We start from the raw sequence: 24918 nt of genomic DNA, 5'->3' as shown, positions 1-24918 counted from the left end.
TCCCGATCCATGTCGTTGCGTCTCTATACCGGTTAATACGACACAAGCATGGCATCGCCGTTGTCGCCGAATTTCGGCGTCAATCCAAGCAGCGGAGCGCTGCGTGCAATGATTTTGTTGACCATGGGGGCGGCATTCAGTCCGGCGGTGGCGCTGCGCGCGCCTTCCTCGGGTTTCGGCTCGTCGATGATCGTCAGGACCACATATTGCGGATCGTTGATGGGAAACGCCGCGAGGAACGCATTGAAACGTTTGTCGCTGGAGTACCGGCCGTTCACAACCTTCTCGGCGGTGCCGGTTTTTCCGCCCACATTGTAGCCGCTGACCTCGGCAGACCGGCCCGATCCCTTCTCGACATTCAGGCGGAACAGGTAGCGCATCGCGTCCGAAGTTTGCGGATGAAGGACCGGTGTCGCGAGCGCCTGCGCCTCATTCGGATCGCGCGGCAGGAATGTTGGCGACAGCAGGCGGCCGCCGTTGACCAGCGCGGCAGCCGCGACCGCGGTCTGCAATGGCGTCGTCGACACACCGTGACCGAACGAAATCGTGATCGAGTTGATCTTCTTCCATTCCTTCGGCTGGCTCGGCGTCGCGACCTCGGGCAGTTCGGTCGACATGCGGCTGAGCAAACCGAGGCGCGTCAGGAACGCCTTGTGGCCCTCGATCCCCACAACATCGGCCATCTTCGCGGTGCCGATATTGGAAGAGTAGATGAAGATTTCCGGGACGCTCAGGACACGGTGCTTGCCGTGGAAATCGTTGATCGTGTGGCGCGCGATGCGGATTGGCCGGGTCGCGTCGAAACTGTCGCCGAGCGATACCTTGCCGCTGTCGAGCGCCATCGCCGTCGTGAAGGTCTTGAACGTCGACCCCATTTCGAACGTTCCCGCTGACATGCGGTTCAGCCGGTCCTTGTCGAGCGCGTTGTAGGGATCGTTGGGATCGTAGTCGGGCAGCGACACCATGGCGACGACTTCGCCGGTCCGGGCGTTCAGCACGACACCACCTGCGGCAATGGCCTGATAGCGCTGCATGCCGTCGACGAGCACGTCGCGGACGACGTGCTGAATGCGACCATCGATCGACAGCCGGACAGGCGCGAGATCGGTCTGCACGTCGAGACCGAGATCCTGAAGTGTGCCGAGCCCCTGATCGTCGACATATTTCTCAAGCCCAGCAATGCCGGCATTGTCGATATTGACCAGTCCCAGCACATGCGAGGCGACGGGCCCGCCGGGATAGAAACGGCGGGTTTCGGTCCGGAACCCGATGCCGGGAATGCCGAGCGCCATCACCTTGGCCTGCTGGCCGGGCGTAAGCTCGCGGCGCAACCATACGAATCCGGCGCCCGATGTCAGCTTGCGGTGCCATGATTTGTAGTCGACATCAGGCAGAACAGAGGTCAGCGCTTCAACCGCCTCGTCGGCATCGACGATGCGCCGCGGTTCGCCGAAAAGCGATGCCACCCGAATATCGGTCGCCAGCACATTGCCATGGCGGTCGACAATGTCCGGCCGCGCGGCAAGGCCCGGATCGACGGCGGCATAACGGCTCGTGTTGTCGACTTCCGCGATCCCGTATTGCACAAGCCGCGCGCCGACGACCGCATAGACGGCCAGAAAACAAATGGCGGCAATCGCCAGCCGCGACCGGATCTGCGCGCCGGCCCGGTCGGCGCGAACGGAAACAGCCCGCTTCTTGGAGCGAGCCGCCGAATTCGGGGCGTAAGGCGCGTCAGCCAATCAGTTGCCCTCCACGCTTCCGGTCGTCATCGGATCCGCCGCGCCGCCGGCAATGATATCGGCCACCGGGTCGCCGATGGGCGTGACGGGCGGAGCGGGAAGCTCGCCGGGATGGATAATCTGCTGGGCGGCTGTCGACTGCAGTTGCAACTCGCTCGCATAGCGGTCGGCCAGCGTTTGCAGCCGCGCCGGCTGGCTCAGATAGGCCCAGTCGGCCTGTAACAGGTCGATCGTGTCCTTCTCAAGCTCGATACTGCGCTCCAGCCGCTTGATTTCCGAAACCTTGTTTTCGGCAATGTGCTTGACGCTGTAGGTCCAGGTCGCCGCCCCGAGCATCACGAGAACCAGCACGATATTGACGATGCGCATCATGGGCGCGGCCTCCCGGTTTCAGTTTGCATTGCCGGCCAAGGAAGGTCCGGCAGTCCGAACAGCGCCATGTCCTCCGGACCGGTTTCAGCTCCGGTCCTGGTGCCAGCCCGCAGCTTGGCCGACCGCGCGCGCGGGTTGCGCTCAGCCTCGGCCTCGGATGCCTTGATCACGGCTTTCCCTTCGATGACGAAGGTCGGCTGGCGCATGGCGACCTCCGGCAAATGCCTGGAGCCACCGGTTCCGCCGGTGCGGTCCTGAAAGAACCGCTTGACGATGCGATCCTCCAGAGAATGGAAAGTGACAACCGCGAGCCGGCCGCCTGGCTTGAGCACCGATTCGGCGGCAAACAATGCCCGCGCCAGTTCGCGCAGTTCGTCATTGACGAAAATCCGCAGCCCCTGAAACGTCCTTGTGGCCGGGTGAATGCGGTCTTGGGGACGGCGGCCCACAGCTTTCTCGACGATTTCGGCAAGATGACCGGTGGTGTCGATCGGCCCGTCGGCGCGTGCCTTGTCGATGGCCCGCGCGACGCGGCCGGCATGCCGCTCTTCGCCCAGAATGCCGATGATGCGGGTGAGATCAGCGACCGACAGGCGATTGACGGCATCGGCCGCGCTCATGCCCGATTGCGCCATGCGCATGTCGAGCGGCCCGTCCTTCTGGAACGAGAATCCCCGTTCGGCCTGATCGATCTGCATTGACGACACCCCGATATCGAGAACCAACGCATCGATGCTGGCCGGTGCGATCCGTTCGCCGATCTGCGAGAACGGCGCCTCGACGAGCGACAGGCGACCGGCGAATTCCTCCAGCATCGGCGCCGCATCGGCCACTGCATCGGGATCGCGGTCGAAACCGGTGACGCTCGCGTCCGCAGCCAGCAATGCGGCCGCATAGCCGCCGGCCCCGAAAGTGCCGTCGATCGCCTGCTCGCCTGCGGCAGGCGCGAGCGCTGCGACCACCTCGTCCAGCATCACCGGAATATGGCGCGGCGTGGCGTTCAAGCGGCGGCCTCCCGCATCGCACGCAGACGCGCCCGTGCCTCGTCCCGGAATGCCCGGAACCGCTCCGGCTCCCACATCTGGAAGAAATGCCCGCGCCCGACAAAGGCGACCTCGTTGGCGATGCCGGTGTGCTCGCGGATGAAGTCGGTGACCGTGATGCGTCCGTCGGAGTCGATCTTCAGGAATGCGCCATCCCCGTGACAGAACATCGATATGTCGTCGGAAGACGGAAGCAGCGGATCTTCGGCCAGGCGCGCCTCGTAGCGCTCCAGCAGATCCATGCCCCCGGCATCGATCGCATCCATGTCGATGGCCTGCAGGGCATAGAGCTCGCCCAGCCCGCGCTTCTGCAGCACGCCGCGAAACAGCGCCGGAACGGACACCCGCCCCTTCGAGTCGATCTTGTTGACTGCATTCGACAGAAACCGGTCCACGCCCAACATCCACCGTTTCCGTCCCCCTGAAGGCCCGTCCCAAAGCCATCGCCGAAGACTTTCCGCTCACCGCACCGGTCAGGAACGCCGCATGCCGGCCAACCCGCGCTGCCTTTGCGGGACCGGCTTGCGGCGGCCTCATCGACCCAGACGGTCCGCCTTGGCGGATGACATGAATATCTGGGTGGAAAGGGCCGCCATGCCCGGTTCGTAATCCAGATTATGGGATAACATGGGAACAAATGGGAATCAATGGGCTAGACAGCCACCAACGATGTTTCCGGCTGTCGCCGCCGGGACGCGGCAAGCATCCGGGACATTGCCCGATCACGCTTAAGGAAGGATTGAACCGCATGCATCGCTCGGTTTTCCGCACCGGGCGACTGCGGCCATACGCCATGTTGCCGCGCCAACAACTTTCATATTACGTGAGGTAATTTCAATGTTCGGGCGTTACGGACTGCCGCGCCCGGTTGCAGTTGATCGGGAGGACGAGCATGCGCATGAATGGCAAGACGCTGATCACGCTCGCGTCCGGTGCCGCGTTCCTGGCGGCAAGCTCCACGGCCGTCCAGGCGGCCTCATACAAGAAGCTGAAATCGCAGGGGTACGCGACAGGACAGCTGACGAGGGCAGCATCGGGCAAACACGGATGGGTCGTGACGGGAGCGGACAAGCGATATTTCTGCAAGATGAATGCGACCATGGCTTATGTCGGCAGCAAGAAAATGGTGGCGTTCACATCGTCGGGTCGGCAAATACCGATGGACCGCGCCGTCTTCGAGAAAAGCCTCGGCAACAAGAAAGTCCGCATTCCCAACATATCCGACCTAAAGGCAGGCCGCCCCGACCCGCGCGATGTCGGCAGATGCAGCAAGATGAAATAGCCGCAGTTGCGAGTTCCAGCCGGCCTGTAAGCCGGGTTCTGTACGGCCGGGGCAAGCCCCGGCGTGGCGACCATTCCTCTGGGACGGACATTGCTGCCCGCCTCGTGCAACCTACCCGGACGGCGTTCCGGAAACTGAACCGGACCGCAAGCGGCCCTGTGCCATCCCTATTCGGTCTTGCTCCCGGTGGGGTTTGCCCTGCCATGCCTGTTGCCAGTCATGCGGTGGGCTCTTACCCCACCCTTTCACCCTTGCCCCGCCAGCCCTTGCGCCGGATGATCGGCACAACGGCAGGCGGGGCGGTTTGCTTTCTGTGGCACTTTCCCTAGGGTTGCCCCCGCCGGATGTTATCCGGCACCGTGTTTCCGCGGAGCCCGGACTTTCCTCGCGCGCCGCCTTTCGGCCCTGACGCGCGCGGCCGCCCGGCCGGCTGGAGAGGCACAGATAGACGCTGGCCCGCCCGGTTGCAACTCAGGCGACGCGGATGCAGGCGCGATCGCCATAAGCCGCGATGATATCCTCGCACCGGGCCGGCGCATGGAAATGAATGCCCTGGAACAGCCGGCACCCGGCGATCGAGGCGCGCTCGACGTCGTCGACAGTCTCGATTCCTTCCGCGATCACGACGCGTTCCAGCCGCTGCGCGATCTGCACGACCGCGCTAACGAACACGTCGGTGACGCTGTCGGCACCGATGTTCTGGATGAACGACTTATCGATTTTGATGATGTCGAAAGGCAGCGCGCGCAACTGATTGAACTCGCTGTAGCCGAGCCCGAAATCGTCGAGCGCGATCCTGAATCCCGCTTCCTGCAGGCCGGCGATCCGCGCGACCACCGGACCGGACGTCTCGAGCATGGCGCTTTCGGTGATCTCAAGGATGATCCGCGCCGGATCGACACCGGCCTGTTCAAGCGTGTCGACATAATCCTGCTTGAATCGCTGCAATCCGATTTGTCGCGCCGAAACATTGATGTTGATGGGCACCTTCGGAAGGCGCGGGATGTCCCGACATACATGCCGCAACACATCGAGGCCGAGATCGTGGATCAGCGAGGATTTTTCCGCGATCCGGATGAAATCGCCCGGGCTGATGATCCCGCGCACCGGATGATCCCAACGCACCAGCGCTTCCAGCGAGTACAGTTCGCCCTGCGCATCGACAATGGGCTGATAGTGAACCGTCAGCTGATCAAGAATGATCGCCGCCCGCAACTCCCGTTCGACAAAACGCTCGTGACGCGCGTCGGCAAGGATCTTCTTGTCGAAGCGGGCATACCTGCCGCGCCCTGCCCGCTTGGCCTCGTAGAGTGCCATGTCGGCGTAAGACAACAGCACATCGACATTGGTGTCGTCCGACGGCGCCATTGCGATCCCGATCGACGCGCTGAGCTGGTGGCGGCGGTGGCCGATTGGCAAACCGCGCCGCAGGAACGAAAGGAAGCTGTCGCACGCATCAGAGATGTAGGCACCACCGATCGGCTCGCTGTGGGCGAAGAAGACAGCGAATTCATCGCCGCCGAGTCGTCCGACGACCGCATCGTGAAAGGTCGACTTGGCCGCCTGCGCGCAGAAGGTCAGAACGTCATCGCCAGCTGGGTGACCAAGACTGTCATTGATCTGCTTGAAGTGATCGATATCGAAGACGATAAGGGCGACCGAACCGAAATCTCCGCGCTTCCGAATGGCTTGATCGAGCATGCGTAGAAATTCGGTTCGTGCATAGGCACCGGTCAGGGTGTCGACTGCGTTTTCCTTGTTTGCATCCGCGTGAGCACCGTGAAGCTGGATCAGTTTTCGGCTCAGCGAAGTGTAGATTTCGGACAGCACGACGACGGAGACCAACGTGGCGGATGCGCCGGCAAACAATGCGATTTCGGTCCAGCCGAGACTGCCGCTGCTGGCGAAGCCCAGGAACAGCGGTACACAGGCAAGCGCCGCCACAATGGCGAGCATCAGAATCAGACGGCGTTCCTTGGAAAACCTATCGAGATAGCCGGTGTCCGGAGCGCCGCGGAAACGACGCCCGGCCGCAGGAGGATATGGTACGCGGGAATGTACAAACATAACCAATTTTTTTGACCGATTTCAATAGCTTGACGTTTCAAACTGAGGCGACTTGCAGCGTTCTGGCTTCGCTGAATATTGGCGAAAAATCAGAAGATTTCTTTAATGTCGGCGAATGAAATTCATGACGAAAGAATCAGGATTCCTTAGCAGCATCCAGGCATGAAAACCCCGGAAAAACTCGCTGGCGAGCTTCGCTTGACGACTGTCTGCGTCACTGCGCCCCGAGGTCCGTCGTCATCGTGTAACGCCCGTCATGACCGGCGAGGCCGTTGAGCGCGAGCGCGGCCTCGGTCACATGCAACGCCTCTCCAGCCAACCGGGATTTGGCGCCCACTGGTTCCGCTGTACATTCGACCGCCGCCATAATACCGGCCGCGAAGTCGATCTGCGACGGATAAGCGGGAAGCGCCGGCTGCCCGCTTCTGTCTTGGGACTTCACGCGGCGACCAGCGGGCACGCTCAGACCCGAGGCACGACCCCGCATCGCCTCAAGACGCCGTAAAAGCCGAAACGGCAGCGACGGGTTCTCGTTCGGCTTTTCCACGCGAACCGTCGACCGGTGATCCCAGAGATCCGCTACGGTCAGTGTCCCCTTCTCGCCCATCACCGTCAGCGAGCGGTCGCGCGGTGCGCAAAGCCCACAGGTCAGCCGCGCGATGACGCGGTTGTCGAACTCCAGCACCGCCGTCGAGAAATCCGGTCCCATCGCAGTCTCCTCCAGATCTGCGCCCTTGTCCTCGAACGCCAGCCCGGAAACGCCGGTCATCCGGCGGATTGGGCCGAACAACCCGATAAGCCAGGTTAACGCGTATCCCGCATGTTCGAGCGTACAACCGATCTTGAACTCGTGGCGTCCCGGCCAAGGCGCGCCCGACAGGGACCGCCAGTCGCGCCAATTCTGCCGGAACACGGCACCGTCTTCCATCTCGGCATAGACGAGGCGGGGCCGGCCGATATCGCCGCTTTCCAGCGACAGACGGGTCAGCGCAAAGGCGTCGCTCAGCGCATTGGCCGGCGCGCCCGCCAATACTAGTCCCGCCTGGATTGCGCACTCGACCAAAGCCTGGGCTGCGTCGAGCGACATCGCGAGCGGCTTCTCGGAGTAGACATGCTTTCCAGCTTCGAGCGCGGCAAGAGTAACATCGAAGTGACTGTGCGGATCGGTCAGGTTGACGACGAGTTCGACCGCATCGTCGTCGAGCACGGCCTTGAGCGTTGGATAGGATGCGACACCGTAGTGATCGCAGAATTGCTTCAGGCGCGCCGCATCGCGATCATGGACACCGACCAGTGTCAGTGCCGGATGATTGGCGAGCGTAGTCATGTAGTAGTCGGCAACAAATCCCACGCCGACAAAGGCGATCCGCATTCGATTGGTCCCCAGTGCGGAGACGATCTTGCGGGAAATGCCTGAAAATCAGGTGAACGCGCCTAAGAGCGTATCGGGATAAGACTGAACCGCCCCAAACGCACTCTAGTCGGTGCTCGCATCTTCATCGGCTTCGGAAACCGGAATGACATAGGCCCCCGACAGCCAGCGATTGAGATCGACATCCTTGCAGCGCCGCGAGCAGAACGGGTAATTGTCGCGGGTGCTGTCTTTGCCACACTCCGGGCATTTGCGCTTGGCGCGCAGCGGTTCGACCGTAGCGCTCATTGCTTATGACCCGCCCGACAACCAGTTGAGATGCACCTTGTAGCCCTCGCCAGTCAGCAGCGACACAGTCTCGTAGAGCGGCAACCCGACAACATTGCTGTAGGAGCCGACCAGCCTGACGACGAAGGTTCCCGCGAGCCCCTGGATGGCGTAGCCGCCGGCTTTTCCGCGCCACTCGCCGGACGCCAGATAGCTCTCCATCTCGTCGGCGGTCAGTCGCTTGAACCTGACCCGGGTTTCGACAACCTTTTGGCGGATCTTGTCGCGCGGGGTGATCAGGCAAACACCGGTATGGACGCGATGCGTCCTGCCCGACAGCAGCCGCAAGCATTGTGTCGCCTCGTCGACCGCTTCCGCCTTGGGCAACGATGTGCGCCCAACGGCGACCACTGTGTCTGCCGCCAGTACGTAAGCGCCCTCGTGCTCGCCGTCGGCACGCAGTTTGTCATGTGCCTTTTCGGCCTTCGAACGCGCCAGGCGCCGTGCCAGCGACCGGGGCAGTTCGGATCTGAGCGGCGATTCGTCGATATGGGCCGGCAGCAGTTGCGTCGGCTCCAATCCCGCTTGCGAAAGCAGCTCGACGCGGCGCGGCGAACCGGATGCAAGCACGAGTTTCTGTAGCACGCTCATCGGATAATCGTGGACTGCCCCGGCCTGACAAAACAGGCTTCGGGCGGCCGCAGCCTATTTGAAGCGGTAGGTAATACGGCCCTTGGTCAGGTCGTAAGGTGTCATTTCGACCAGCACCTTGTCACCCGCCAAGACGCGGATGCGGTTCTTGCGCATCTTTCCAGCCGTATGCGCAATAATTTCATGGTCGTTTTCAAGTTTAACCCGGAATGTGGCATTGGGTAGCAACTCGGTCACCACGCCCGGAAATTCGAGAACTTCTTCTTTCGCCATTCGATCTCTTTTCTCTACAACGCAAAAAAGGCCGGCGCCGGGGCACAGCCTGTCGTGGCGAGACTAATATCCCTTCGAACGTGCGCCGACAACCGCGAATTCGGCCACCGGCCCTTCATCCGCGCCAGTGCAGCACGCAGACCAGCGTAAACAGCCGCCGCGCGGTGTCGAAATCGATCGCCAGCTTGCCGTCCAGCCGATCCATCAGGGTCTGCGATCCGTCGTTGTGGACGCCGCGCCGCGCCATGTCGATGGTCTCGATCTGGCCCGGCGTCGACATCTTGATCGCCTCGTAATAGCTGTCGCAGATCATGTAGTAGTCCTTGATGATCCGCCTGAATGGCCCGAGCGCGAGAATATGCGTCGCGACCTTGTCGCCGTTTTCGCGCGCCACGTCGAAGACCAGCCTGCCCTCGACCAGCGACAGCGCCAAGCGGTAAGGGCCGCCCTCTTCGTCGCCGACCACGTGGAACTTGTTCTCCTCAAGCAGATCGAAGATCGCGACAGCGCGCTCATGCTCGACATCGGGCGTCGACCGGCCGATCGAATCGTCGAGCACGACGTCGACCAACCGCGAATTTGCCCCGAATGTCTCGTCCATCGACATCTGCCGCCTGTTCGATCCTACAGGTTGAGCCGGACGGCAACCGAATGACCATGGGCGTCCAGCCCCTCCGCCTCAGCCAGGCGAATGGCCGCCGGCCCAAGCATTCGTAGCTGGTCCGCGTCGAGTTGCAACAGGGACGTTCGTTTGACGAAATCCAAAACCGACAGCCCGGAAGAAAAACGCGCCGAGCGTGCCGTTGGCAGGACATGGTTCGAACCGCCGACATAGTCACCGATCGCTTCCGGGGTATGCCGCCCGACAAAGATCGCGCCCGCATTGCGAACGCGCTTCGCCAGACCCTCGGCGTCGGCGCAGGCAATCTCCAGATGCTCGGCGGCGATGCGGTCGGCCAGCGCGACAGCGAGCGCGCCGCCGATCTCCGGCACGAGGATCACCGCGCCGAAGTCGCGCCAGCTCGCGGCCGCTGTTTCGGCGCGCGGCAATATCTTGAGCTGCCGATCGACCGCCGCCGACACCGCATCGGCAAACCCGCTGTCATCGGTGATCAGGATGGATTGCGCGCTTTCGTCATGCTCGGCCTGCGCCAGCAGGTCAGCGGCCACCCAATCCGGATCGTTGTCGCCGTCGGCCATGACCAGCACCTCGGACGGACCGGCGATCATGTCGATGCCGACGGTGCCAAACACCTGGCGCTTGGCCGCCGCGACATAGGCATTGCCCGGCCCGACGATCTTCGCGACGGGGGCGATGGTCTCCGTTCCATAGGCCAAGGCTGCAACCGCTTGCGCGCCACCGACGCGGTAAATCTCGGTCACACCAGCCAGATGAGCCGCCGCCAAGACCAGTGGATTGACCTCGCCGCGCATCGCCGGCACCACCATGACGATGCGCTCGACACCCGCCACTGCAGCAGGGACCGCATTCATCAAGACCGAACTCGGATAGGAGGCCGTACCGCCTGGAACATACAGGCCCACCGCCTCGATCGCCGTCCAGCGCGAACCAAGCGTCACGCCGATCGGGTCGGTGTAGATGTCGTCCTGCGGCAACTGCCGCTCGTGATGCGAGCGGATTCTGTCGCGCGCCAACCGCAATGCTTCCACGACCGACGGATCGGCTTCCTCAACCGCCGCCGCGATCTCGGCCGCTTCGACGCGCATCGGCTTCTTTGTGAAATCGAGCTGATCGAACTTCAGCGTGTACTCGGCAAGCGCAGCATCGCCACGCGCCCGCACATCGGCGATGATATCGCGAACGGTCGCATCGACATCCGGCGAGACCTCGCGCTTGGTCTGCAGGAAAGCGCCGAACCGGCTATCGAAATCGAAATCGGTGGCGTTCAGGAAAATCGGCAAATCTGGGCTCCGGAAGAACGTGGGCGATCAGGGATGGCGCGGCTTGAAGCGCGTTTCCCATGCCGCGCCGATATCCTCAAGCTGCGCTTCCACGCATTCGACCTCGAGATGGATCAACGGCCCGTCGGCAAACACAAGTTCCAGCGTACCGGCCGGCGTGTCGCCGTCGATGAAACGCACGGCCAGAAGCGACAGCACCTGCTCGTCATCATTGCGCCGAATCCCGACCGTGCGCGCTTTCAAAACGCGTGCAAAAGACAGCACTGCCTGACGCCGCTCATGCGCACTGCTGCCAGCGCTGGGGCGACCCTCCGCGTCCCACGCGAAACGGTTCAAAACCAGCGAGAAACGCTTGTTTCGCGGGCTGTATTCAATGACGCCGGGACGTGTGACCGCATCCTGCACCTGCGCCGAGATCACGGCCAGGTCTTCGGTGTCGAGCGCTAACAGTTTCAGCAGGTCCATGATTGGCGTCCGTAACTCGCGTCATGTTGCCTGACGAGAAGGCATCAGGGTGCTGATACGGCTTTCCATGCTGCAACGCAACCAGAGCGTTTCCGCCGCCAGCCGGGACCGGCCGGTCAGTGCGAAATGCGCGAGATGTCGGCGCCGCAAGCCTGCAGTTTCGCCTCGAGACGCTCGAAGCCGCGATCGAGGTGATAGACGCGGTTCACTGTCGTCTCGCCCTCGGCCGCCAGCCCGGCGATCACCAGCGATACCGAGGCGCGCAAATCGGTCGCCATCACCTGGGCGCCCTTCAGAAACGGAACGCCGCTGATCGTCGCGGTTTGCCCGCTGAGCGAGATATCGGCGCCAAGCCGCGCCAGTTCCTGCACATGCATGAAGCGGTTTTCGAAGATTGTCTCGGTGATGCTGGAGGTACCGCTCGCCATCGTCACCAAGCCCATCAGCTGCGCCTGCAAATCGGTCGGGAAACCCGGGTACGGCTCGGTGCGCACATTGACCGGCATGATACCGTTGCCATTGCGGTAGACGCGGATGCCATCGTCGACTTTGGTGATCTCGATGCCGGCCCCGCGCAGCACGTCGAGCGCGTTATCCAGAAGATCGCTGCGCGCGCCCTTGAGCAGGACATCGCCGCCGGTCATGCCGACAGCCATCGCATAGGTGCCGGTCTCGATCCGGTCCGGGATCACCCGGTGGCGTGCGCCCGAAAGCGACGTGACGCCGGTGATGCGGATCTGCTCGGTGCCCGCGCCCTCGACCTTGCCACCCATGGCGTTAAGGCAGTCGGCAAGGTTTACGACCTCCGGCTCGCGCGCCGGGTTGTCGATGATGGTGTCGCCCTCGGCAAGCGAGGCGGCCATCATCAGCACATGCGTCGCGCCGACCGAGATCTTCGGGAAGCGGTAGTGTGCGCCCTTCAAACCGTTGCGTGCGACCGCATGCGCATAGCCGTTTTCGATTTCGATATCCGCGCCAAGCGCCTCAAGCGATTCGATGAACAGGTCGACCGGGCGTGTTCCAATCGCACAACCGCCCGGCAGCGACACGCGCGCCTCGCCCACACGCGCCAGAAGCGGGCCGATCACCCAAAAGCTGGCACGCATCTTCGATACAAGTTCGTAAGGCGCGGTGATGTCGACGATATTGCGCGCGGTGAAATGCACCGTGCGCGCATAATTGCTGTCCTCGGCCTGGCGGCGGCCAGTTACCGAATAGTCGACGCCGTGATTGCCGAGAATGCGGATCAGCGATTCCACATCGGCCAGATGCGGTACGTTTTCCAGCGTCAGCGTGTCGTCCGTCAGCAGCGAGGCGATCATCAGCGGCAGGCTTGCATTCTTTGCACCCGAAATCGGGATGACGCCATTCAACTCGTTGCCGCCGCTTATTCTGATCTGGTCCATTCTACTTGTCCCACCCTTCGCATGCGCCCCTGCCCGGTCACGCGGCCATCCCTGACGGCCGATTGTGGCGGTCGCGAGGCTTTAGCCGATAGTCGAAAACGGTTCAAGGTGACGACCGTGGCCGCAGCAGCGGGCAGTTCCGCCGATCGTCAGTGTTCGGGCCGCTCGGCCCAGCCGGCGAAGGTCCGCTCCAGAAACACCACCGCGTAGTAGAGGACGATACCGAGAAAGGCGAGCGCGATCAGCACCGCGAACATCAGCGGATAGTCGCCATTCGTCTCGCCCGACTTGAACAGCGCCCCAAGCCCGCGCCCGTGCGGCGAGACGATCTCCACCAGATTGGTGCCGATGAAGGCGAGCGTCACCGCCACCTTCAGCGCGCCGAAGAACTCGGGCAGCGTCTTGGGCAGCGCGATCTTGGTGAAGATCGTGAACCGGCTGGCGCCCAGCGAGCGCAGGATATCGCGGTATTCCGGCTCCAAGGTCGACAGGCCGATGCCCACCGACACGGCGATCGGAAAGAACGAGATCATGAACGCCATGAGCACGGTGTTGAAATTGTGCTGGCCGATGAAGATCAACGCGATGACGGGCACCAGCGTCGCCTTCGGGATCGCGTTGAAACCAACGAGGATCGGATAGAGCGCATCGCGCATGATGCGCGAGAAGCCCATCAGCATGCCGATCAGCGTGCCGACCAGTACCGAGATGAGCAATCCTGCAACGGTGCGCCACAGCGTCTGCCAGCCCATGACAAGGAACAATTCGCCATACTTCCAGAAGGCCGGCGGCAGGTCGGACGGCGAAGCCATCTTGTAGTTTGGCCAGCTATTGACCCAGACGAGAAACTCCCACCCGGCCAGAAACAGTGCGATTGCCGCAACCGGCACACCAATCCTGCGCAATAAATTCATGCGGCCTCCTCGTCGGACCGGCCCTGCGCAATGCGGATCTGATCGCGCAGCGCATGCAGCATGTCGGTGCATTCCGGCGAATAGAGCCCGTCTATCACGCGCTCGCCCGGATAGGCCACGTCGAGCACATATTGCGTCGTTGCCGGTCTGCCGGAAAGCACGATCACCTGATCGCCGAGATAGACGCTTTCGCGCAAGTCATGCGTGATCAGCACGCAGGTAAACGGCTCCTTCTCGCGCAGATCGTGCATTGTCTGCCACAGATCCTCGCGCGTAAACGCATCGAGCGCGCCGAACGGTTCGTCCATGATCAACACGTCGGGCTTGTGCACGATGGCGCGGCACAGCGAGGCGCGCTGACGCATGCCGCCCGAAAGCTCCGACGGCCGCTTGTTCTCGAAACCCTCAAGCCCGACCAGCGCAAGCAGTTCGTGAGCCCGCGCCTCGCGGTCGCGTTGCGGCATGGAAGGCGCGACGATCTCCAATGGCAGGATCACATTGTTCAGGATCGTCCGCCATTCCAGCAGGACCGGGTTCTGAAACGCCATGCCGACCGTCTTGCGCGGGCCCTTGACCAGTTCGCCATGCAGCCAGACCTCGCCCTTGTCGGGCCGCATCAACCCGGCGATCAACCGCGTCAGGGTCGACTTGCCACAACCCGACGGGCCGACGACCGCGCAGAACTCGCCTTCCGGCACCGCGATATTGAGATCATCGAGCACGGGCAACGGCCCGGCCGGTGTCTTGTAGGCGTGGCTCACGCCCTTGATATCGATGAGATTGGTCACGCCGGCCCCGGGCAGTTGCGCCGCCCGGCCGTGGTCAGGCCGGGCGACTGCAGGATCATTGCAGCATCAGGCCCGCCGGCAGGTAGGACGCATCGAAATAATGCGATACATCCGGCTCGGCGGCAAACTCGTAGACTGTCTTGGTCTGCTCAATGGCCTCTGCCATGCGACCGGCATCGATACCGCCGAAGCCGTTTGCCTTGACATAGTCGGTCAGCACATTGGCATCGATCGCCATCTGCAGGCGCTCGGTTTCCAGCGCCTTGTCGGCGGCGGGGTTGCGCTTGATCAGGCTGTCGATGGCGGAGCCCGGATCGGCGATCGCACCCTTCCAGCCGGCGGCGACGGCCTTCAGGAAGCCGGTCACCATCTCCGGGTTCTCGGCGGCGAATTCGGTGTTGACGATGATCGCGTTGCCGTAAAGCGAAACCCCGTAGTCGGCCATCAGCAGCACCGAGAGGTCGTCGGCCGGCACGCCCAACCGCTTCAGGTTGAGCGTCGAAGAGAAGGAAAATCCGGTCACCGCGGCGACCTTGCCTTCGGCCAGCATCGGCTCGCGCGTCGGAAAGCCGACTGGCTCGACGGTGATCGCGCCGCTGTCGATGCCGTTCTCTGCGGCGAAGATCGGGAACTGCGCCCAGGCGCCATCCGGTGGTGGCGCGCCAAGCACGCGGCCCTCAAGATCCTTCGGCGCCTCGACGCCCAGCGACTTGCGGCCAACGACCGCAAAAGGCGGCTTGTCATAGACCATCATGACGGCGGTGACCGGTGCGCCGGGATTCTGGTCTAGGAAGCGCATCAGCGAGTTGATGTCGGCGAAGCCAACCGGGAATGCGCCGGTCGCGACCTTCGGTATGGCGTCGAGCGAGCCACGGCCCTCGGAAATCTCGACCGACAGGCCTTCGGCTTCGAAATAGCCTTTGTCGATGGCCATGAAGTAGGGCGCGGACGGACCCTCGAACTTCCAGTCCAGCGCGAATGGCAGTTTTTCCTGTGCCGTACCCTGGGTCACGGCAGCTGCCAGCATCGTGGCGGCTACGAACATTGTCCTGATCACTTCGGTCTCCCTGCGGTTTTGTGTTCTGCGCCGCATCAAACCCGTTGATCAAATTTTGATCAAGTGGAAAAAGCGCACAAAAACAGATCATTCAATCGTCGAACGATCGGGGTCGGGGCCTTGCGGCACTCCGCCGTCTCCCGTTTCGCTGGAGGTCTCGCCTTCGCTCGAGCCGGGCCCGTGCGGGCGCGTGTCCGGTTCGCCGGCACGTTTGGCCCGCGCCTGCGCCTTGCGGCGTGCAAGATTGGCCCTGAGCTGGCCTGCGAGCCGGTCCTTGCGCTTGTCTTTGGGAGAGTTCGAACTCATCGTGCCGGTATGCCGCAAATCCGTCCGCCGGAAAAGCGCCGCAGCGCTGTGAAAATCCCCAAATCGGATGCGGAAACGACCCCGGATTATGCCTTGCGCTCGCAAACCGCTTGTGGCAGAAGCCGCTCACCGTTTTCCGGACGACGCTGCCGTAGCTCAGGGGTAGAGCACTCCCTTGGTAAGGGAGAGGCCGAGAGTTCAAATCTCTCCGGCAGCACCAGTTTTCTTCAATAAAATCAATAACTTAGATTGTCTGCCGGTGTTGGTAGATTTGTTTGTTTCTCTTGTTTCGCAGCAGTATTTTTGAAGATTATGATACTTATGTCGGCCAACATAACTTTTGATGCCAATTTTCCGTTTGAAATCAACGAGTTGACTTGTCGTTTTTGTTGAAAACGGCACAACTTCTATCATCGCGCTATCGCAGTGCGAAATGGGTGCGCTGGATGAGCATTTGCGTGAGACACGCGCGCATCCGATACCAAAACACATTCGCGGCCGCTCCTACCTCATAATCCAGAATGCAAACCTCCCGAAAAATCCGGGAGATAGCGTCGTTAGAATTTTTAGCACGATTTTAATTGACAGTTAACATCTACCTATCATATTGATAGGTGCATGATGAACGATCCTTCCTCCCAAGGGGTCGCGAAGCTTGCGCCGCGGCACAGTGATTTCGAAAACCGTATTCGCCGTATCGCGGCGAAATCTGAAAATGTGAAATGGACATTTCACGCGAGAGAACGGATGCGCGAACGGGACATCTCGATCCGTGTCGCGCTAACCGTAATAAGGGAGGGTATGTTGACTGGAAAAATAGAACCTGGGCAGAAGCCTGGTGAATGGAAAGCAAAAATTGTGCGGAACGTGAAAGGACGTAGAGACGTTGGTGCTGTCGTTTTGCTGATGCAAAATGACCGGATCCTTGTCAAAACCGTAGAATGGGAAGACCTCAGATGAACATCCAACACTTTTACAGGCCGGAGGAAGCGATACAGTCCGATCCGCTTCATTATACGGATTGTGGATTGGATAATATCTACCTGAGCAATGGATTTGAAATTGAAGAGATAGACGGTGAGCAAACCCTGTCTGTTGCCAACCTTGATGGCCTGCATGCGGCAATTGGTTTGCACATTGTTCTTGAAAGAAAAGCTCCCTCTCCAAAGGAACTGCGCTTCCTGCGCAATGAACTTGACATGTCTCAAGCTGAGCTTGCGCAGGTACTTGGCGTATCCGATCAAACGGTTGCGCGTTGGGAAAAAGGACAATGCGATGCCAATGGTGCCGGCGTATTTGGTTTGCGCATGATTTATCTGCTGTCTCTGACACCAGAGCGCGACCGAGATGCCCTGCTGAACAACATTCTGGAGAGGTTGAAGCGCCTCACAGAACGCGACGAAACGGATGACAATATCACTCTGACTTACTTTGGTCAGAAATGGCATTCGCCGAAGCTACATGCTGCTTAGAGGAAGGCGGGCAGATGCCCGCCTTCCTCTACACTAGATCTGTCTCGACAATTTGAACCTGCAGAAAGGCGTCTAGCTGTCTAGGTGTCTAGGTGTCTAGGTGTCTCCTAAATTAAGCGCGTGAAGCGTCACGTAAACCGACATTTCACCACCAAACGCGATCAACAGATACCACATGTCTAGTCACCTAATTCATAGGGGCGACTTCCCAAAATACGGTATTGATTTTCGCAGGAGTTTTCGCAGCACTTTATACCTAAGACTGCTGCATCGCATGACATTTTTGTCGGCCAACAAAAGGAATGGTGACGCTTAAAACCGTTGAAATCCCGGAGCTCCGGTGTCTGCTTTGTAGGGAGTCGGTGTCTTGGTAAGGGAGAGGCCGAGAGTTCAAATCTCTCCGGCAGCACCATCTCGATGAACGCTCACACTTCCAGACATGTGCATTGTACCTTTGCGAGTACCTGATCGCTCACGCGTCGCTCTCCCGAGCCTAGCGCGCCGCTGAAAAAGATAGTGCGCGGATAAATCTGACTGGCAAAATTTAGCCTAGCGGGTTAAGTGTCGGTCGATTCTACTTTTTTATTCTTTTTTTAATATCCATTTTTCCGGAGGGTGCATTTTGCAAACTCGTCCAAGCCATCAGCGACACGCATGTGTTAATTTCCCTAACGGCAATTCGTTTTCCTTACCCACGCCGCTGGACTGTCGTGGCGGATCTTCGAAGTTTAGAGATCGACCATGACGCGGTCCGAAAAGGCCGCCGGCAAGGCGGGCGCGGATCGCGATCTCGCTTGCGAGGCAGCACTGCTGGAGCGCTTCAAGGCGCTGGTGGTGAGTGCGATCGAGGAAGGCTGGAGCCGCGACGAGATCGCCAACGCGATGCTCAGTCTGACGCAGAATTACCGCTTGGCGATCGAAGACTTTGAGACCGTCAATATTCACCCGCACAGCACCAACCGAACGATCCAGTAGTTGACCGGCTAGTACCATCTCGACCTGGACGGTCGTAAACCAGCCCAAGGCTGCAGATGCCCGGCAGGTCGCGCTTCCCGGCCAAAAGCGGATCGTTTCTTGGCAAACAAGCGAGGGCAGGGCTGGCTTACGCTAGGCAACTTAATGCCTGCAATTTGTTGTCATCCACAATTGACTCCGTTGATCCGCCATGGGTAAGTAATGACAAACACACGAGCCCGGCGCCGCCGAATTCTGCTGGGTAACATATCTAGGCAACTGAATAATCGCCATTCACTGTGATCGCATGGGACCGGCGGGCGTCTGATTTCACCTTGGACCAGATGGTGGAAAGGCAATGCGGAGGAGCAACTCCGCTTGGGGGACACATGAGCAGTTCGGTTTCTTCGAAAATCCTGATCGGCTTGGTCTGTCTCGGCATTGCGGCTCCGGTTCCGGCCGCCGCACAGACCACCACATGGTACCGCGATGCCGATGCCGACTTGTTCGGCAATCGTTGGCACACATTGGAAGCCCTCGCCCAGCCTGCAGGCTACACCGATAACAACAATGATTGCGACGACAGCGACATTGCAGTCAATCCGGGCGAAGCTGAGATCCCCAACAACGGCGTGGACGAAAACTGCGATGGCCAGGACGACAACGGCTCCGGCGGATCAATACCACTCCTGACCCAACCGACCGATCTGTCCGTGTCGATCGGCGCGAACCCCGATCCGGTCACTGCCGGTGGCGAAGTAACCTATACCGTCACCGTGACCAATCTCGGCGCGACGCCGGTCACCGGCATCACGATCGTCAATGTCTTTCCATCGCAATGTACCTCGGTCGCCTGGACGTCCACGGCCTCCGGCGGCGCGTCTTCGGGTTCCGGCACCATCGACACCACGTTGAACCTGGCCTCCACGGCCAACGCCACCTATACCGCGACCTGCCAGGTCGATGCGGCCGCCAGCGGCTCGTTTACCAACCGGGTGACGGTTGGTCCGCCGGCCGGCTTTTCCGAAACGAACTCCTCAAACAACGCCGCCAGCGCGACCGTGTCGGTCAACGCGCCCGTCGAACCGGCCCCAAAGAGCAATGCCGAAGGCCTGATCGGCGACCTGCAGCGCGAACGCGCCGGCCTGATCCTCGCCAACGGCCCGGACTCCAGCCGTCGCATCGGACGGCTGAATGGCGGCACTGGCCGTTCCGGGCCGCTCGCCTACAGCGCCGGCAGCGCGCTTTCCGGCCTGATGGTCGCACCAGGTAACGCCGAGTTTTCCTACAGCCTGCGGCAGTCTGGTACGCCGGTCGCTGCCTATGCCGGCGAGGATGGCACGGCCTTTCCGCTTGCCCTGTCCGGTCGCGGCCTCGACGGCATGGATACCAAGCGTTCCGATGTCTGGCTCGAGGGCCGCTATTCGCGGTTCAATGCGACGACCGGTAGCGGCAATTTCGGTATCCTGCACACCGGCGCCGACTATCTGGTGACGCCGAACCTTCTGGCCGGCATCGGAGCGCAGATCGACTGGATCGACATGGATGCGGCCACCGGAACCGGCAGCGCCAGCGGCTGGGGTTTCATGATTGGGCCCTACATGACCGCACGGCTGGCGCCGGCGCTCTATCTCGACGCGCGTGCGGCCTGGGGGCAGTCCTACAACCGGGTCAGCCCGCTCGACACCTTTACCGACCGCTTCGACAGCCAGCGCTGGCTCGCCACCGCCGCCCTGATCGGCGATTTTGCGGCCGGCGCCTACACGCTGAACCCGGAACTGCGGCTGTCCTGGCTCCGCGAGCAGTCCGACGCCTACCAGTCGACAGACGACGTTGCGGTGCCGTCGGTAACGGTGGAGACCGGTACCTTGGAGTTCGGGCCGACCGTCTCGCGCTCCGTCCTGCTCGACAATGGCGTCACGCTGACGCCATTCGCCACGGTTTCCGGCATCTGGGTGTTCGAACAGAAGAACACCGCCGGCGCGCCGTCTGCGCAACCCGGCATGACCGGCGAACATGTCCGCGCCCGTACCGAGGCCGGCTTCGACATCAAGGCAAGTGATGGCGTCAGCCTGTCGATCTCCGGCAATTATGACGGCATCGGCGTTTCCGGCTATGAGAGCTATGGCGGCAAGGCGCGGCTCGGCAAGACGTTCTAGCGCGCTACAGCTTCGACCGACCAACCCATTGATCCCGTCTCCGGGCGGTGCCTTGATCGTTGGTGTTTGACCGTGTTTTGACAGACAAACGCGTTTGAATCCGCGGCCAGCAGCTTGCGTCTGCGCAATGCTCTGTCTACCACGCAACCATCTTTCCCTACCCGGTGTTCCCAATGACCGACCAAGATGACCGTCTCGCCTTTGCCATCGACCTCACCCAGCGCGCCGGCACATTTGCCGCTGAATTCTTCTCCTCCATCGATACATTGGAAATCGAATCCAAGGGCCATCAGGATCTCGTCTCCAACGCCGACCGCGATACCGAGACATTCATCCGCAACGCCATCGCCGAGCACTATCCCGAAGATGGCATCTTCGGCGAAGAACATGCGCCGGTCGCCGGCACCAGCGGCCGTGTCTGGGTGATCGATCCGATCGACGGCACCGCCAATTTCGTGCGCGGCATCCCCGCATGGTGTGTTACGCTGGCCTGCGCCAACCGGGGCGTTACCGAGATTGGCGTCACCTGCGAGCCGTCCTCCGGCGAGACATTCTGGGCGGCCCGCGGCAAGGGTGCATTCGTAAACGGCAAGCCGATGCGTATTTCAAGCTCGCAGAGCCTGTCGGACGGGTCGGTGGCCGTCGGCTTCTCACGGCGGGTCGCAAGCGCCCCGGTCATCACCATCGTTGAAGACATTCTGGCCCAGGGCGGTGTGTTCTTCCGCAACGCATCCGGCGCGCTGATGCTCGCCTATGTCGCGGCCGGACGGCTGATCGGCTACATCGAAGAGAACATGAATTCCTGGGATTGCCTTGCCGGGTTGCTGATGATCGAGGAGGCAGGCGGCCGCGTCATGCCGCTCGATCCGGAAACCGTCGTCGAAAATGGCGCCCAAATCGTCGCCGCTGCTCCCGCCATCTATCCGCAACTCGGCGAGATCGCCACCAAAGCGTTTGGCAGCTGCCCGCAATAATCCCACCACAGCTTTCCTTTTCTCCATCGTACCGATTGACGACCGTCATCGCTGACGCTGTCAGCCGGTTTACGATTCTGTTTGTCGCCCAACTCTTACCGGCTTGGGCAGCATTTGGAGGTATCGAAGGAGGAGAGTTATGACAGTGCGAACTGTTTTAGCGCTTGCCGCTCTTGCAGCGGTAACCGCGTTTCCCGCCGTTGCGCAGATGACCGCAGGGGAGATCGAATTCCGGCAGGCTTGTGCGTCATGCCACGGCATGTCCGGAAAGGGCGACGGGCCGGTTGCGAGCCATATGAGCAAACCCGTTCCCGATCTTACCAACATCAAGGCGCGCAATGACGGCGACTTTCCGTTCCAGCGCCTGCTCGAGATGGTCGATGGCCGGCTTTCGGAGCGCCAGCCAGGACCGCATGGCACCGCCATGCCGGTGTGGGGCGATCGCTTCATGATGGACAGCGGATCGGCGGACCCGGTCGAAAACGAGATCAACACGCTCGGCCGCATGACATCGCTGATCTACTACGTGTACAGCTTGCAGCAATAAGCGAAAGCGGCGGGTCCTCAATTGGGCCGCCGCGATGCCACCGACATCGCCCTATTGTCAGCCGGCCCGCCGCGCGATCGAGAGGCGCAACTGCTTCTCGGTTTCGACGATTGCAAACAGCGCCGCGCCGACGGCAACGATCAGAAGTCCGTCGCCAAGCCGAACCGGTTCGGTGCCGAAGATCCGTTGCAACGGCCCTACATAGGTGATCGCAAACTGCGCTACCGCCACCACGCAGATGGTCAACCAAACCACCCGTGTGGCCCTCACCGCGTCCCAGGTCAGCGACGTTCCGTAGATGTTGCGGATGAAGAACAGGTAGGCGATCTCCATGACCACCAGCGTGTTCAGCGCCAGCGTCCGCGCATAGGAAACGTCATCGCCCCGGTCGATCGCATAGGCAAAGATGCCAAAAATGCCGACAAAGAACAGCCCGGCGACAAACACGATCTGCCACACCGTCTGGCCCGAGATGATCGGCTCACCGCGCGGCCTGGGCGGCCGCCGCATCGTGTTCTCCTCGGTCTTCTCGAAGGCTAGCGCGATGCCGAGCGTAACGGCGGTGATCAGATTGACCCACAGGATCTGGACCGGCGTGATTGGCAGCGTCATGCCGAACAGAAGCGTCGCGATGATCGTGATCGCCTCACCGGCATTTGTGGGCAGCGTCCAGCTGATCACCTTCTTGATGTTGTCGTAGACTGTGCGTCCTTCGCGCACGGCGGCTGCGATCGACACGAAGTTGTCGTCGGCGAGCACCAGTTCGGCAGCCTCCTTGGCCGCTTCGCTGCCCTTGCGCCCCATGGCGATACCAGCGTCCGCTCGCTTTAGCGCCGGGGCGTCGTTGACCCCGTCGCCGGTCATGGCAACGGTCAGGCCCTGCGCCTGCAATGCCATCACCAACCGCAGTTTGTGCTCGGGCGAAGTGCGCGCGAAGATATCGGTATGCAGCACCGCATCGGCGAGTTCGGCATCGTCCAGCGCGTCGATTTCCCGACCGGTCAAAACGGCATCCGGGTTTTCCAACCCGATCAACCCGCCAATGGCGGCGGCCGTGCCGGCATGGTCGCCGGTGATCATCTTCACGCGAATGCCGGCCTCGTGACACTCGGCGACCGCCTCGATCGCCTCGGTGCGCGGCGGATCGATCAGGCCGACCAACCCGACCAGCACGAGGCCGCCTTCGACATCGGCGAATTCGAGCGTTGTCTGCTGCCGGTTGACTTGGCGTGTCGCGATCGCGAGCACTCGCTGGCCCTGCCCGGCCATGGCCTCGGCGAACCCGTGCCAACCCGCCTCGTCCAGCGCTTCGGTCTGGCCATCGGCGCCGCGCTGCTCCGCGCACATCGCCAGCACCTGTTCCGGCGCGCCCTTCACGAAGATGTCGGCATGGTCCGGGTGGTCGTGATGCAGCGTCGCCATGAACCGGTGACGGGCGTCAAACGCGATGGCGTCGGTGCGGGTACGCGCCGACAATTCCTGACGCACATCGACCCCGACCTTGAAGGCGAACGCCAGCAACGCGCCTTCCATCGGATCGCCTTCCACAGCCCAGTAGCCGTCGCGATGATGCAGTGACGCGTCGTTGCAGGACGCGGCGGCGCGGGCGAGTTCGGCGAGATGCAGATGATCCAGCCCGTTGACCTGCGTATCAGCCAGCATGACCGCGCCTTCCGGAGCATAACCCTCGCCGCGCAGCGAAAAGACATGCTCCGACACCGCCACCGAGGCGACCATCATTTCGTTGCGGGTCAGTGTCCCGGTCTTGTCGGTGCAGATCACCGACACCGAACCGAGCGTCTCGATTGCCGGCAGCCGACGGACAATCGCATTGCGACGCGCCATCGCCTGCACGCCGACGGCGAGCGTTATCGTCAGAACAGCGGGCAGTCCCTCGGGTATCGCGGCGACCGACAGCCCGACGACCGCCAGGAACATCTCGGCAAAGGGATAGTGCGCGATGTAGTAGCCAAAGGCCAGCAGGATCGCGGCAAGCATAAGGATAAGCACTGTCAGCCATTTGGCGAAGATGTTCATCTGCCTGACCAACGGCGTCTGCAACACGTCGACATTGCGCAGAAGCCCACTGATGCGGCCGATTTCCGATTGACCGCCTGTCGCGACCACGAGCCCGCGCCCCTGCCCGCTGGTCACCAGCGTCCCGCTGAACGCCATGCAGGCGCGGTCGCCGAGCGCGGCGTCGGCTTCCACCGGGTCCGGCGACTTGTCGACCGGCACAGACTCGCCGGTGACGATCGCCTCCTCGATTTGCAGTCCGTGGCAGCGGAACAAGCGCAGATCGGCAGGCACCCGATCGCCGGCTTCCAGCAATACGATATCGCCGGTCACCAGATCGTCGCCAGCAATCGTCCGGCGTTCGCTGTCGCGCAGCACCGCCGCCTTGGGCGCGAGCATGTCGCGGATCGACTCCATCGCCCGTTCGGCTCGCCCTTCCTGGATGTAACCGATCACTGCATTGACGATGACCACCGCCAGAATGACGGCCGTATCGGCGATGTGACCCAAAAGCGTGGTGATCACAGCCGATCCGATCAGCACATAGATCAGCACGTTGTGAAAATGCACAAGGAACCGCAAAAAAGCCGGTCGGCGCGGCGGCTCGGGAAGCCGGTTCGGACCCGCGACGCGCAGCCGCTCGGCGGCGGCTGCCGAGGTCAGGCCGCCAGCCGTCGCATCGAATGCGTCGAGGCAATCGTCAATGGGTCGGGCATGAAACTGAATGTCTGTCACCGCTTCTACCACTGTGCTGAGACGGAATTCGCGGCCGACGGATTGAAGTTCAACCGGCAACCGGGCCGGGGCCGCCCCTGATCGGGGCAGTCATACCGCCGCTCCCGACATATGACCATGCGTCAAGACGGCA

Annotated in this window: 26 protein-coding genes, 1 tRNA gene and 1 other RNA gene; 8 read left to right on the top strand and 20 right to left on the bottom strand. The window is 61.6% G+C overall.

What is annotated here, in order from left to right:
* Window positions 1-32: 32 nt before the first annotated feature.
* The 4 genes from ACO06R_RS07130 to mraZ are packed head-to-tail and all read right to left on the bottom strand — an operon-like array spanning window position 33 to window position 3552.
* Window positions 33-1742: a peptidoglycan D,D-transpeptidase FtsI family protein gene (locus tag ACO06R_RS07130; RefSeq protein ID WP_421857805.1), complete on the bottom strand. Its 1710-nt coding sequence runs from the start codon at window positions 1740-1742 to the stop codon at window positions 33-35.
* Window positions 1743-2114 carry a cell division protein FtsL gene (gene ftsL, locus ACO06R_RS07125; protein WP_421857802.1) on the bottom strand — a complete coding sequence of 124 codons (372 nt, stop codon included), beginning with the start codon at window positions 2112-2114 and terminating at the stop codon, window positions 1743-1745. It abuts the gene before it with no gap.
* Entirely contained in the window at window positions 2111-3118 is a 1008-nt protein-coding gene (rsmH, locus tag ACO06R_RS07120; protein WP_421857800.1) for a 16S rRNA (cytosine(1402)-N(4))-methyltransferase RsmH, read from the bottom strand. Before rsmH ends, ftsL begins: the two co-directional genes overlap by 4 nt.
* Window positions 3115-3552, bottom strand: coding sequence for a division/cell wall cluster transcriptional repressor MraZ (mraZ, locus tag ACO06R_RS07115; protein WP_421859257.1), 438 nt, complete (start codon window positions 3550-3552; stop codon window positions 3115-3117). The genes rsmH and mraZ overlap by 4 nt, the downstream gene beginning before the upstream one ends.
* Window positions 3553-4049: 497 nt before the next feature.
* Here mraZ and ACO06R_RS07110 point away from each other — a divergent pair, with 497 nt between their 5' ends.
* A complete protein-coding gene (locus ACO06R_RS07110) occupies window positions 4050-4439 on the top strand; it encodes a hypothetical protein (protein ID WP_421857797.1) in 390 nt (129 codons plus the stop codon).
* Window positions 4440-4450: 11 nt separating this feature from the next.
* Here ACO06R_RS07110 and rnpB read toward each other — a convergent pair.
* The 14 genes from rnpB to ACO06R_RS07040 all read right to left on the bottom strand — a co-directional run bounded on the left by rnpB (window position 4451) and on the right by ACO06R_RS07040 (window position 15928).
* An RNA gene (gene rnpB / locus ACO06R_RS07105) (RNase P RNA component class A) lies at window positions 4451-4873 on the bottom strand.
* A gap of 37 nt (window positions 4874-4910) precedes the next feature.
* The gene (locus tag ACO06R_RS07100; RefSeq protein WP_421857794.1) at window positions 4911-6395 is read right to left on the bottom strand and encodes a putative bifunctional diguanylate cyclase/phosphodiesterase; all 1485 of its coding nucleotides are present in this window, start codon (window positions 6393-6395) and stop codon (window positions 4911-4913) included.
* Window positions 6396-6720: 325 nt separating this feature from the next.
* Window positions 6721-7878, bottom strand: a complete 1158-nt coding sequence (locus ACO06R_RS07095; RefSeq protein ID WP_421857791.1) for a Gfo/Idh/MocA family protein — start codon at window positions 7876-7878, stop codon at window positions 6721-6723.
* A 105-nt stretch (window positions 7879-7983) separates the two neighbouring features.
* Window positions 7984-8166, bottom strand: a complete 183-nt coding sequence (yacG, locus tag ACO06R_RS07090) for a DNA gyrase inhibitor YacG (protein WP_421857788.1) — start codon at window positions 8164-8166, stop codon at window positions 7984-7986.
* A gap of 3 nt (window positions 8167-8169) precedes the next feature.
* Window positions 8170-8796, bottom strand: coding sequence for a Maf-like protein (locus ACO06R_RS07085; RefSeq protein ID WP_421857785.1), 627 nt, complete (start codon window positions 8794-8796; stop codon window positions 8170-8172).
* Between the two features lie 54 nt (window positions 8797-8850).
* Complete coding sequence (gene infA / locus ACO06R_RS07080; RefSeq protein WP_175275088.1) at window positions 8851-9069, bottom strand: translation initiation factor IF-1; 219 nt, start codon at window positions 9067-9069, stop codon at window positions 8851-8853.
* A 115-nt stretch (window positions 9070-9184) separates the two neighbouring features.
* Window positions 9185-9670 (bottom strand): UPF0262 family protein, encoded by a 486-nt coding sequence (locus ACO06R_RS07075; RefSeq protein WP_421857782.1) that lies wholly within the window; start codon window positions 9668-9670, stop codon window positions 9185-9187.
* A 23-nt stretch (window positions 9671-9693) separates the two neighbouring features.
* Window positions 9694-10992 carry a histidinol dehydrogenase gene (gene hisD / locus ACO06R_RS07070; RefSeq protein WP_421857781.1) on the bottom strand — a complete coding sequence of 433 codons (1299 nt, stop codon included), beginning with the start codon at window positions 10990-10992 and terminating at the stop codon, window positions 9694-9696.
* Window positions 10993-11019: 27 nt separating this feature from the next.
* Window positions 11020-11457: a DUF2948 family protein gene (locus ACO06R_RS07065; RefSeq protein ID WP_421857779.1), complete on the bottom strand. Its 438-nt coding sequence runs from the start codon at window positions 11455-11457 to the stop codon at window positions 11020-11022.
* Window positions 11458-11573: 116 nt separating this feature from the next.
* On the bottom strand, window positions 11574-12863 hold the full coding sequence (gene murA / locus ACO06R_RS07060; RefSeq protein WP_421857776.1) for a UDP-N-acetylglucosamine 1-carboxyvinyltransferase: 1290 nt from the start codon (window positions 12861-12863) through the stop codon (window positions 11574-11576).
* A 149-nt stretch (window positions 12864-13012) separates the two neighbouring features.
* Complete coding sequence (locus ACO06R_RS07055; protein WP_421857773.1) at window positions 13013-13777, bottom strand: ABC transporter permease; 765 nt, start codon at window positions 13775-13777, stop codon at window positions 13013-13015.
* The gene (locus ACO06R_RS07050; protein ID WP_421857769.1) at window positions 13774-14565 is read right to left on the bottom strand and encodes an ABC transporter ATP-binding protein; all 792 of its coding nucleotides are present in this window, start codon (window positions 14563-14565) and stop codon (window positions 13774-13776) included. Before ACO06R_RS07050 ends, ACO06R_RS07055 begins: the two co-directional genes overlap by 4 nt.
* A gap of 55 nt (window positions 14566-14620) precedes the next feature.
* Window positions 14621-15622 (bottom strand): ABC transporter substrate-binding protein, encoded by a 1002-nt coding sequence (locus ACO06R_RS07045; protein ID WP_421857766.1) that lies wholly within the window; start codon window positions 15620-15622, stop codon window positions 14621-14623.
* A gap of 87 nt (window positions 15623-15709) precedes the next feature.
* On the bottom strand, window positions 15710-15928 hold the full coding sequence (locus tag ACO06R_RS07040; protein WP_421857764.1) for a hypothetical protein: 219 nt from the start codon (window positions 15926-15928) through the stop codon (window positions 15710-15712).
* 145 nt (window positions 15929-16073) lie between these two features.
* On the opposite strand from ACO06R_RS07040, the gene ACO06R_RS07035 reads away from it, so the two are divergent.
* Window positions 16074-16148: transfer RNA gene (locus tag ACO06R_RS07035), tRNA-Thr, on the top strand.
* Here ACO06R_RS07035 and ACO06R_RS07030 read toward each other — a convergent pair.
* Window positions 16127-16342: a hypothetical protein gene (locus ACO06R_RS07030; protein ID WP_421857761.1), complete on the bottom strand. Its 216-nt coding sequence runs from the start codon at window positions 16340-16342 to the stop codon at window positions 16127-16129. The two genes, ACO06R_RS07035 and ACO06R_RS07030, sit on opposite strands and share 22 nt — an antisense overlap.
* 204 nt (window positions 16343-16546) lie before the next feature.
* Between ACO06R_RS07030 and ACO06R_RS07025 the strand changes: the two genes are divergently transcribed.
* From ACO06R_RS07025 to ACO06R_RS07000, 6 genes are all read left to right on the top strand, one after another.
* Entirely contained in the window at window positions 16547-16888 is a 342-nt protein-coding gene (locus ACO06R_RS07025) for a DUF4258 domain-containing protein (protein WP_421857758.1), read from the top strand.
* Window positions 16885-17400, top strand: a complete 516-nt coding sequence (locus tag ACO06R_RS07020; RefSeq protein ID WP_421857755.1) for a helix-turn-helix domain-containing protein — start codon at window positions 16885-16887, stop codon at window positions 17398-17400. Before ACO06R_RS07025 ends, ACO06R_RS07020 begins: the two co-directional genes overlap by 4 nt.
* Before the next feature lie 741 nt (window positions 17401-18141).
* Complete coding sequence (locus tag ACO06R_RS07015; RefSeq protein ID WP_421857753.1) at window positions 18142-18375, top strand: hypothetical protein; 234 nt, start codon at window positions 18142-18144, stop codon at window positions 18373-18375.
* Window positions 18376-18743: 368 nt separating this feature from the next.
* Window positions 18744-20513, top strand: a complete 1770-nt coding sequence (locus ACO06R_RS07010; RefSeq protein WP_421857750.1) for an autotransporter domain-containing protein — start codon at window positions 18744-18746, stop codon at window positions 20511-20513.
* Between the two features lie 173 nt (window positions 20514-20686).
* Window positions 20687-21487 carry an inositol monophosphatase family protein gene (locus ACO06R_RS07005; protein ID WP_421857747.1) on the top strand — a complete coding sequence of 267 codons (801 nt, stop codon included), beginning with the start codon at window positions 20687-20689 and terminating at the stop codon, window positions 21485-21487.
* A gap of 139 nt (window positions 21488-21626) precedes the next feature.
* Complete coding sequence (locus tag ACO06R_RS07000; protein WP_421857744.1) at window positions 21627-22034, top strand: c-type cytochrome; 408 nt, start codon at window positions 21627-21629, stop codon at window positions 22032-22034.
* A gap of 57 nt (window positions 22035-22091) precedes the next feature.
* Here ACO06R_RS07000 and ACO06R_RS06995 read toward each other — a convergent pair whose 3' ends face one another.
* The gene (locus ACO06R_RS06995; protein WP_421857741.1) at window positions 22092-24785 is read right to left on the bottom strand and encodes a cation-transporting P-type ATPase; all 2694 of its coding nucleotides are present in this window, start codon (window positions 24783-24785) and stop codon (window positions 22092-22094) included.
* Between the last annotated feature and the right edge of the window lie 133 nt (window positions 24786-24918).

It is taken from the genome of Oricola sp. (assembly GCF_965230365.1).
GTDB lineage: Bacteria > Pseudomonadota > Alphaproteobacteria > Rhizobiales > Rhizobiaceae > Oricola.
Note: the sequence above shows the minus strand (reverse complement) of the source record. Positions and strands in the feature narration are given on the sequence as shown.

Excerpts from the sequence above, each read along its gene's own strand:
- infA (WP_175275088.1), bottom strand. The coding sequence starts at position 9,069 with ATGGCGAAAGAAGAAGTTCTCGAATTTCCGGGCGTGGTGACCGAGTTG.
- murA (WP_421857776.1), bottom strand. The coding sequence starts at position 12,863 with ATGGACCAGATCAGAATAAGCGGCGGCAACGAGTTGAATGGCGTCATC.
- ftsL (WP_421857802.1), bottom strand. The coding sequence starts at position 2,114 with ATGATGCGCATCGTCAATATCGTGCTGGTTCTCGTGATGCTCGGGGCG.
- ACO06R_RS07030 (WP_421857761.1), bottom strand. The coding sequence starts at position 16,342 with ATGATAGAAGTTGTGCCGTTTTCAACAAAAACGACAAGTCAACTCGTT.
- ACO06R_RS07040 (WP_421857764.1), bottom strand. The coding sequence starts at position 15,928 with ATGAGTTCGAACTCTCCCAAAGACAAGCGCAAGGACCGGCTCGCAGGC.
- ACO06R_RS07025 (WP_421857758.1), top strand. The coding sequence starts at position 16,547 with ATGATGAACGATCCTTCCTCCCAAGGGGTCGCGAAGCTTGCGCCGCGG.
- ACO06R_RS07000 (WP_421857744.1), top strand. The coding sequence starts at position 21,627 with ATGACAGTGCGAACTGTTTTAGCGCTTGCCGCTCTTGCAGCGGTAACC.
- yacG (WP_421857788.1), bottom strand. The coding sequence starts at position 8,166 with ATGAGCGCTACGGTCGAACCGCTGCGCGCCAAGCGCAAATGCCCGGAG.
- ACO06R_RS07020 (WP_421857755.1), top strand. The coding sequence starts at position 16,885 with ATGAACATCCAACACTTTTACAGGCCGGAGGAAGCGATACAGTCCGAT.
- ACO06R_RS07005 (WP_421857747.1), top strand. The coding sequence starts at position 20,687 with ATGACCGACCAAGATGACCGTCTCGCCTTTGCCATCGACCTCACCCAG.
- ACO06R_RS07110 (WP_421857797.1), top strand. The coding sequence starts at position 4,050 with ATGCGCATGAATGGCAAGACGCTGATCACGCTCGCGTCCGGTGCCGCG.
- ACO06R_RS07055 (WP_421857773.1), bottom strand. The coding sequence starts at position 13,777 with ATGAATTTATTGCGCAGGATTGGTGTGCCGGTTGCGGCAATCGCACTG.
- ACO06R_RS07095 (WP_421857791.1), bottom strand. The coding sequence starts at position 7,878 with ATGCGGATCGCCTTTGTCGGCGTGGGATTTGTTGCCGACTACTACATG.
- ACO06R_RS07100 (WP_421857794.1), bottom strand. The coding sequence starts at position 6,395 with ATGCTCGCCATTGTGGCGGCGCTTGCCTGTGTACCGCTGTTCCTGGGC.
- ACO06R_RS07065 (WP_421857779.1), bottom strand. The coding sequence starts at position 11,457 with ATGGACCTGCTGAAACTGTTAGCGCTCGACACCGAAGACCTGGCCGTG.
- ACO06R_RS07075 (WP_421857782.1), bottom strand. The coding sequence starts at position 9,670 with ATGGACGAGACATTCGGGGCAAATTCGCGGTTGGTCGACGTCGTGCTC.
- ACO06R_RS07015 (WP_421857753.1), top strand. The coding sequence starts at position 18,142 with ATGACGCGGTCCGAAAAGGCCGCCGGCAAGGCGGGCGCGGATCGCGAT.
- ACO06R_RS07085 (WP_421857785.1), bottom strand. The coding sequence starts at position 8,796 with ATGAGCGTGCTACAGAAACTCGTGCTTGCATCCGGTTCGCCGCGCCGC.
- ACO06R_RS07010 (WP_421857750.1), top strand. The coding sequence starts at position 18,744 with ATGAGCAGTTCGGTTTCTTCGAAAATCCTGATCGGCTTGGTCTGTCTC.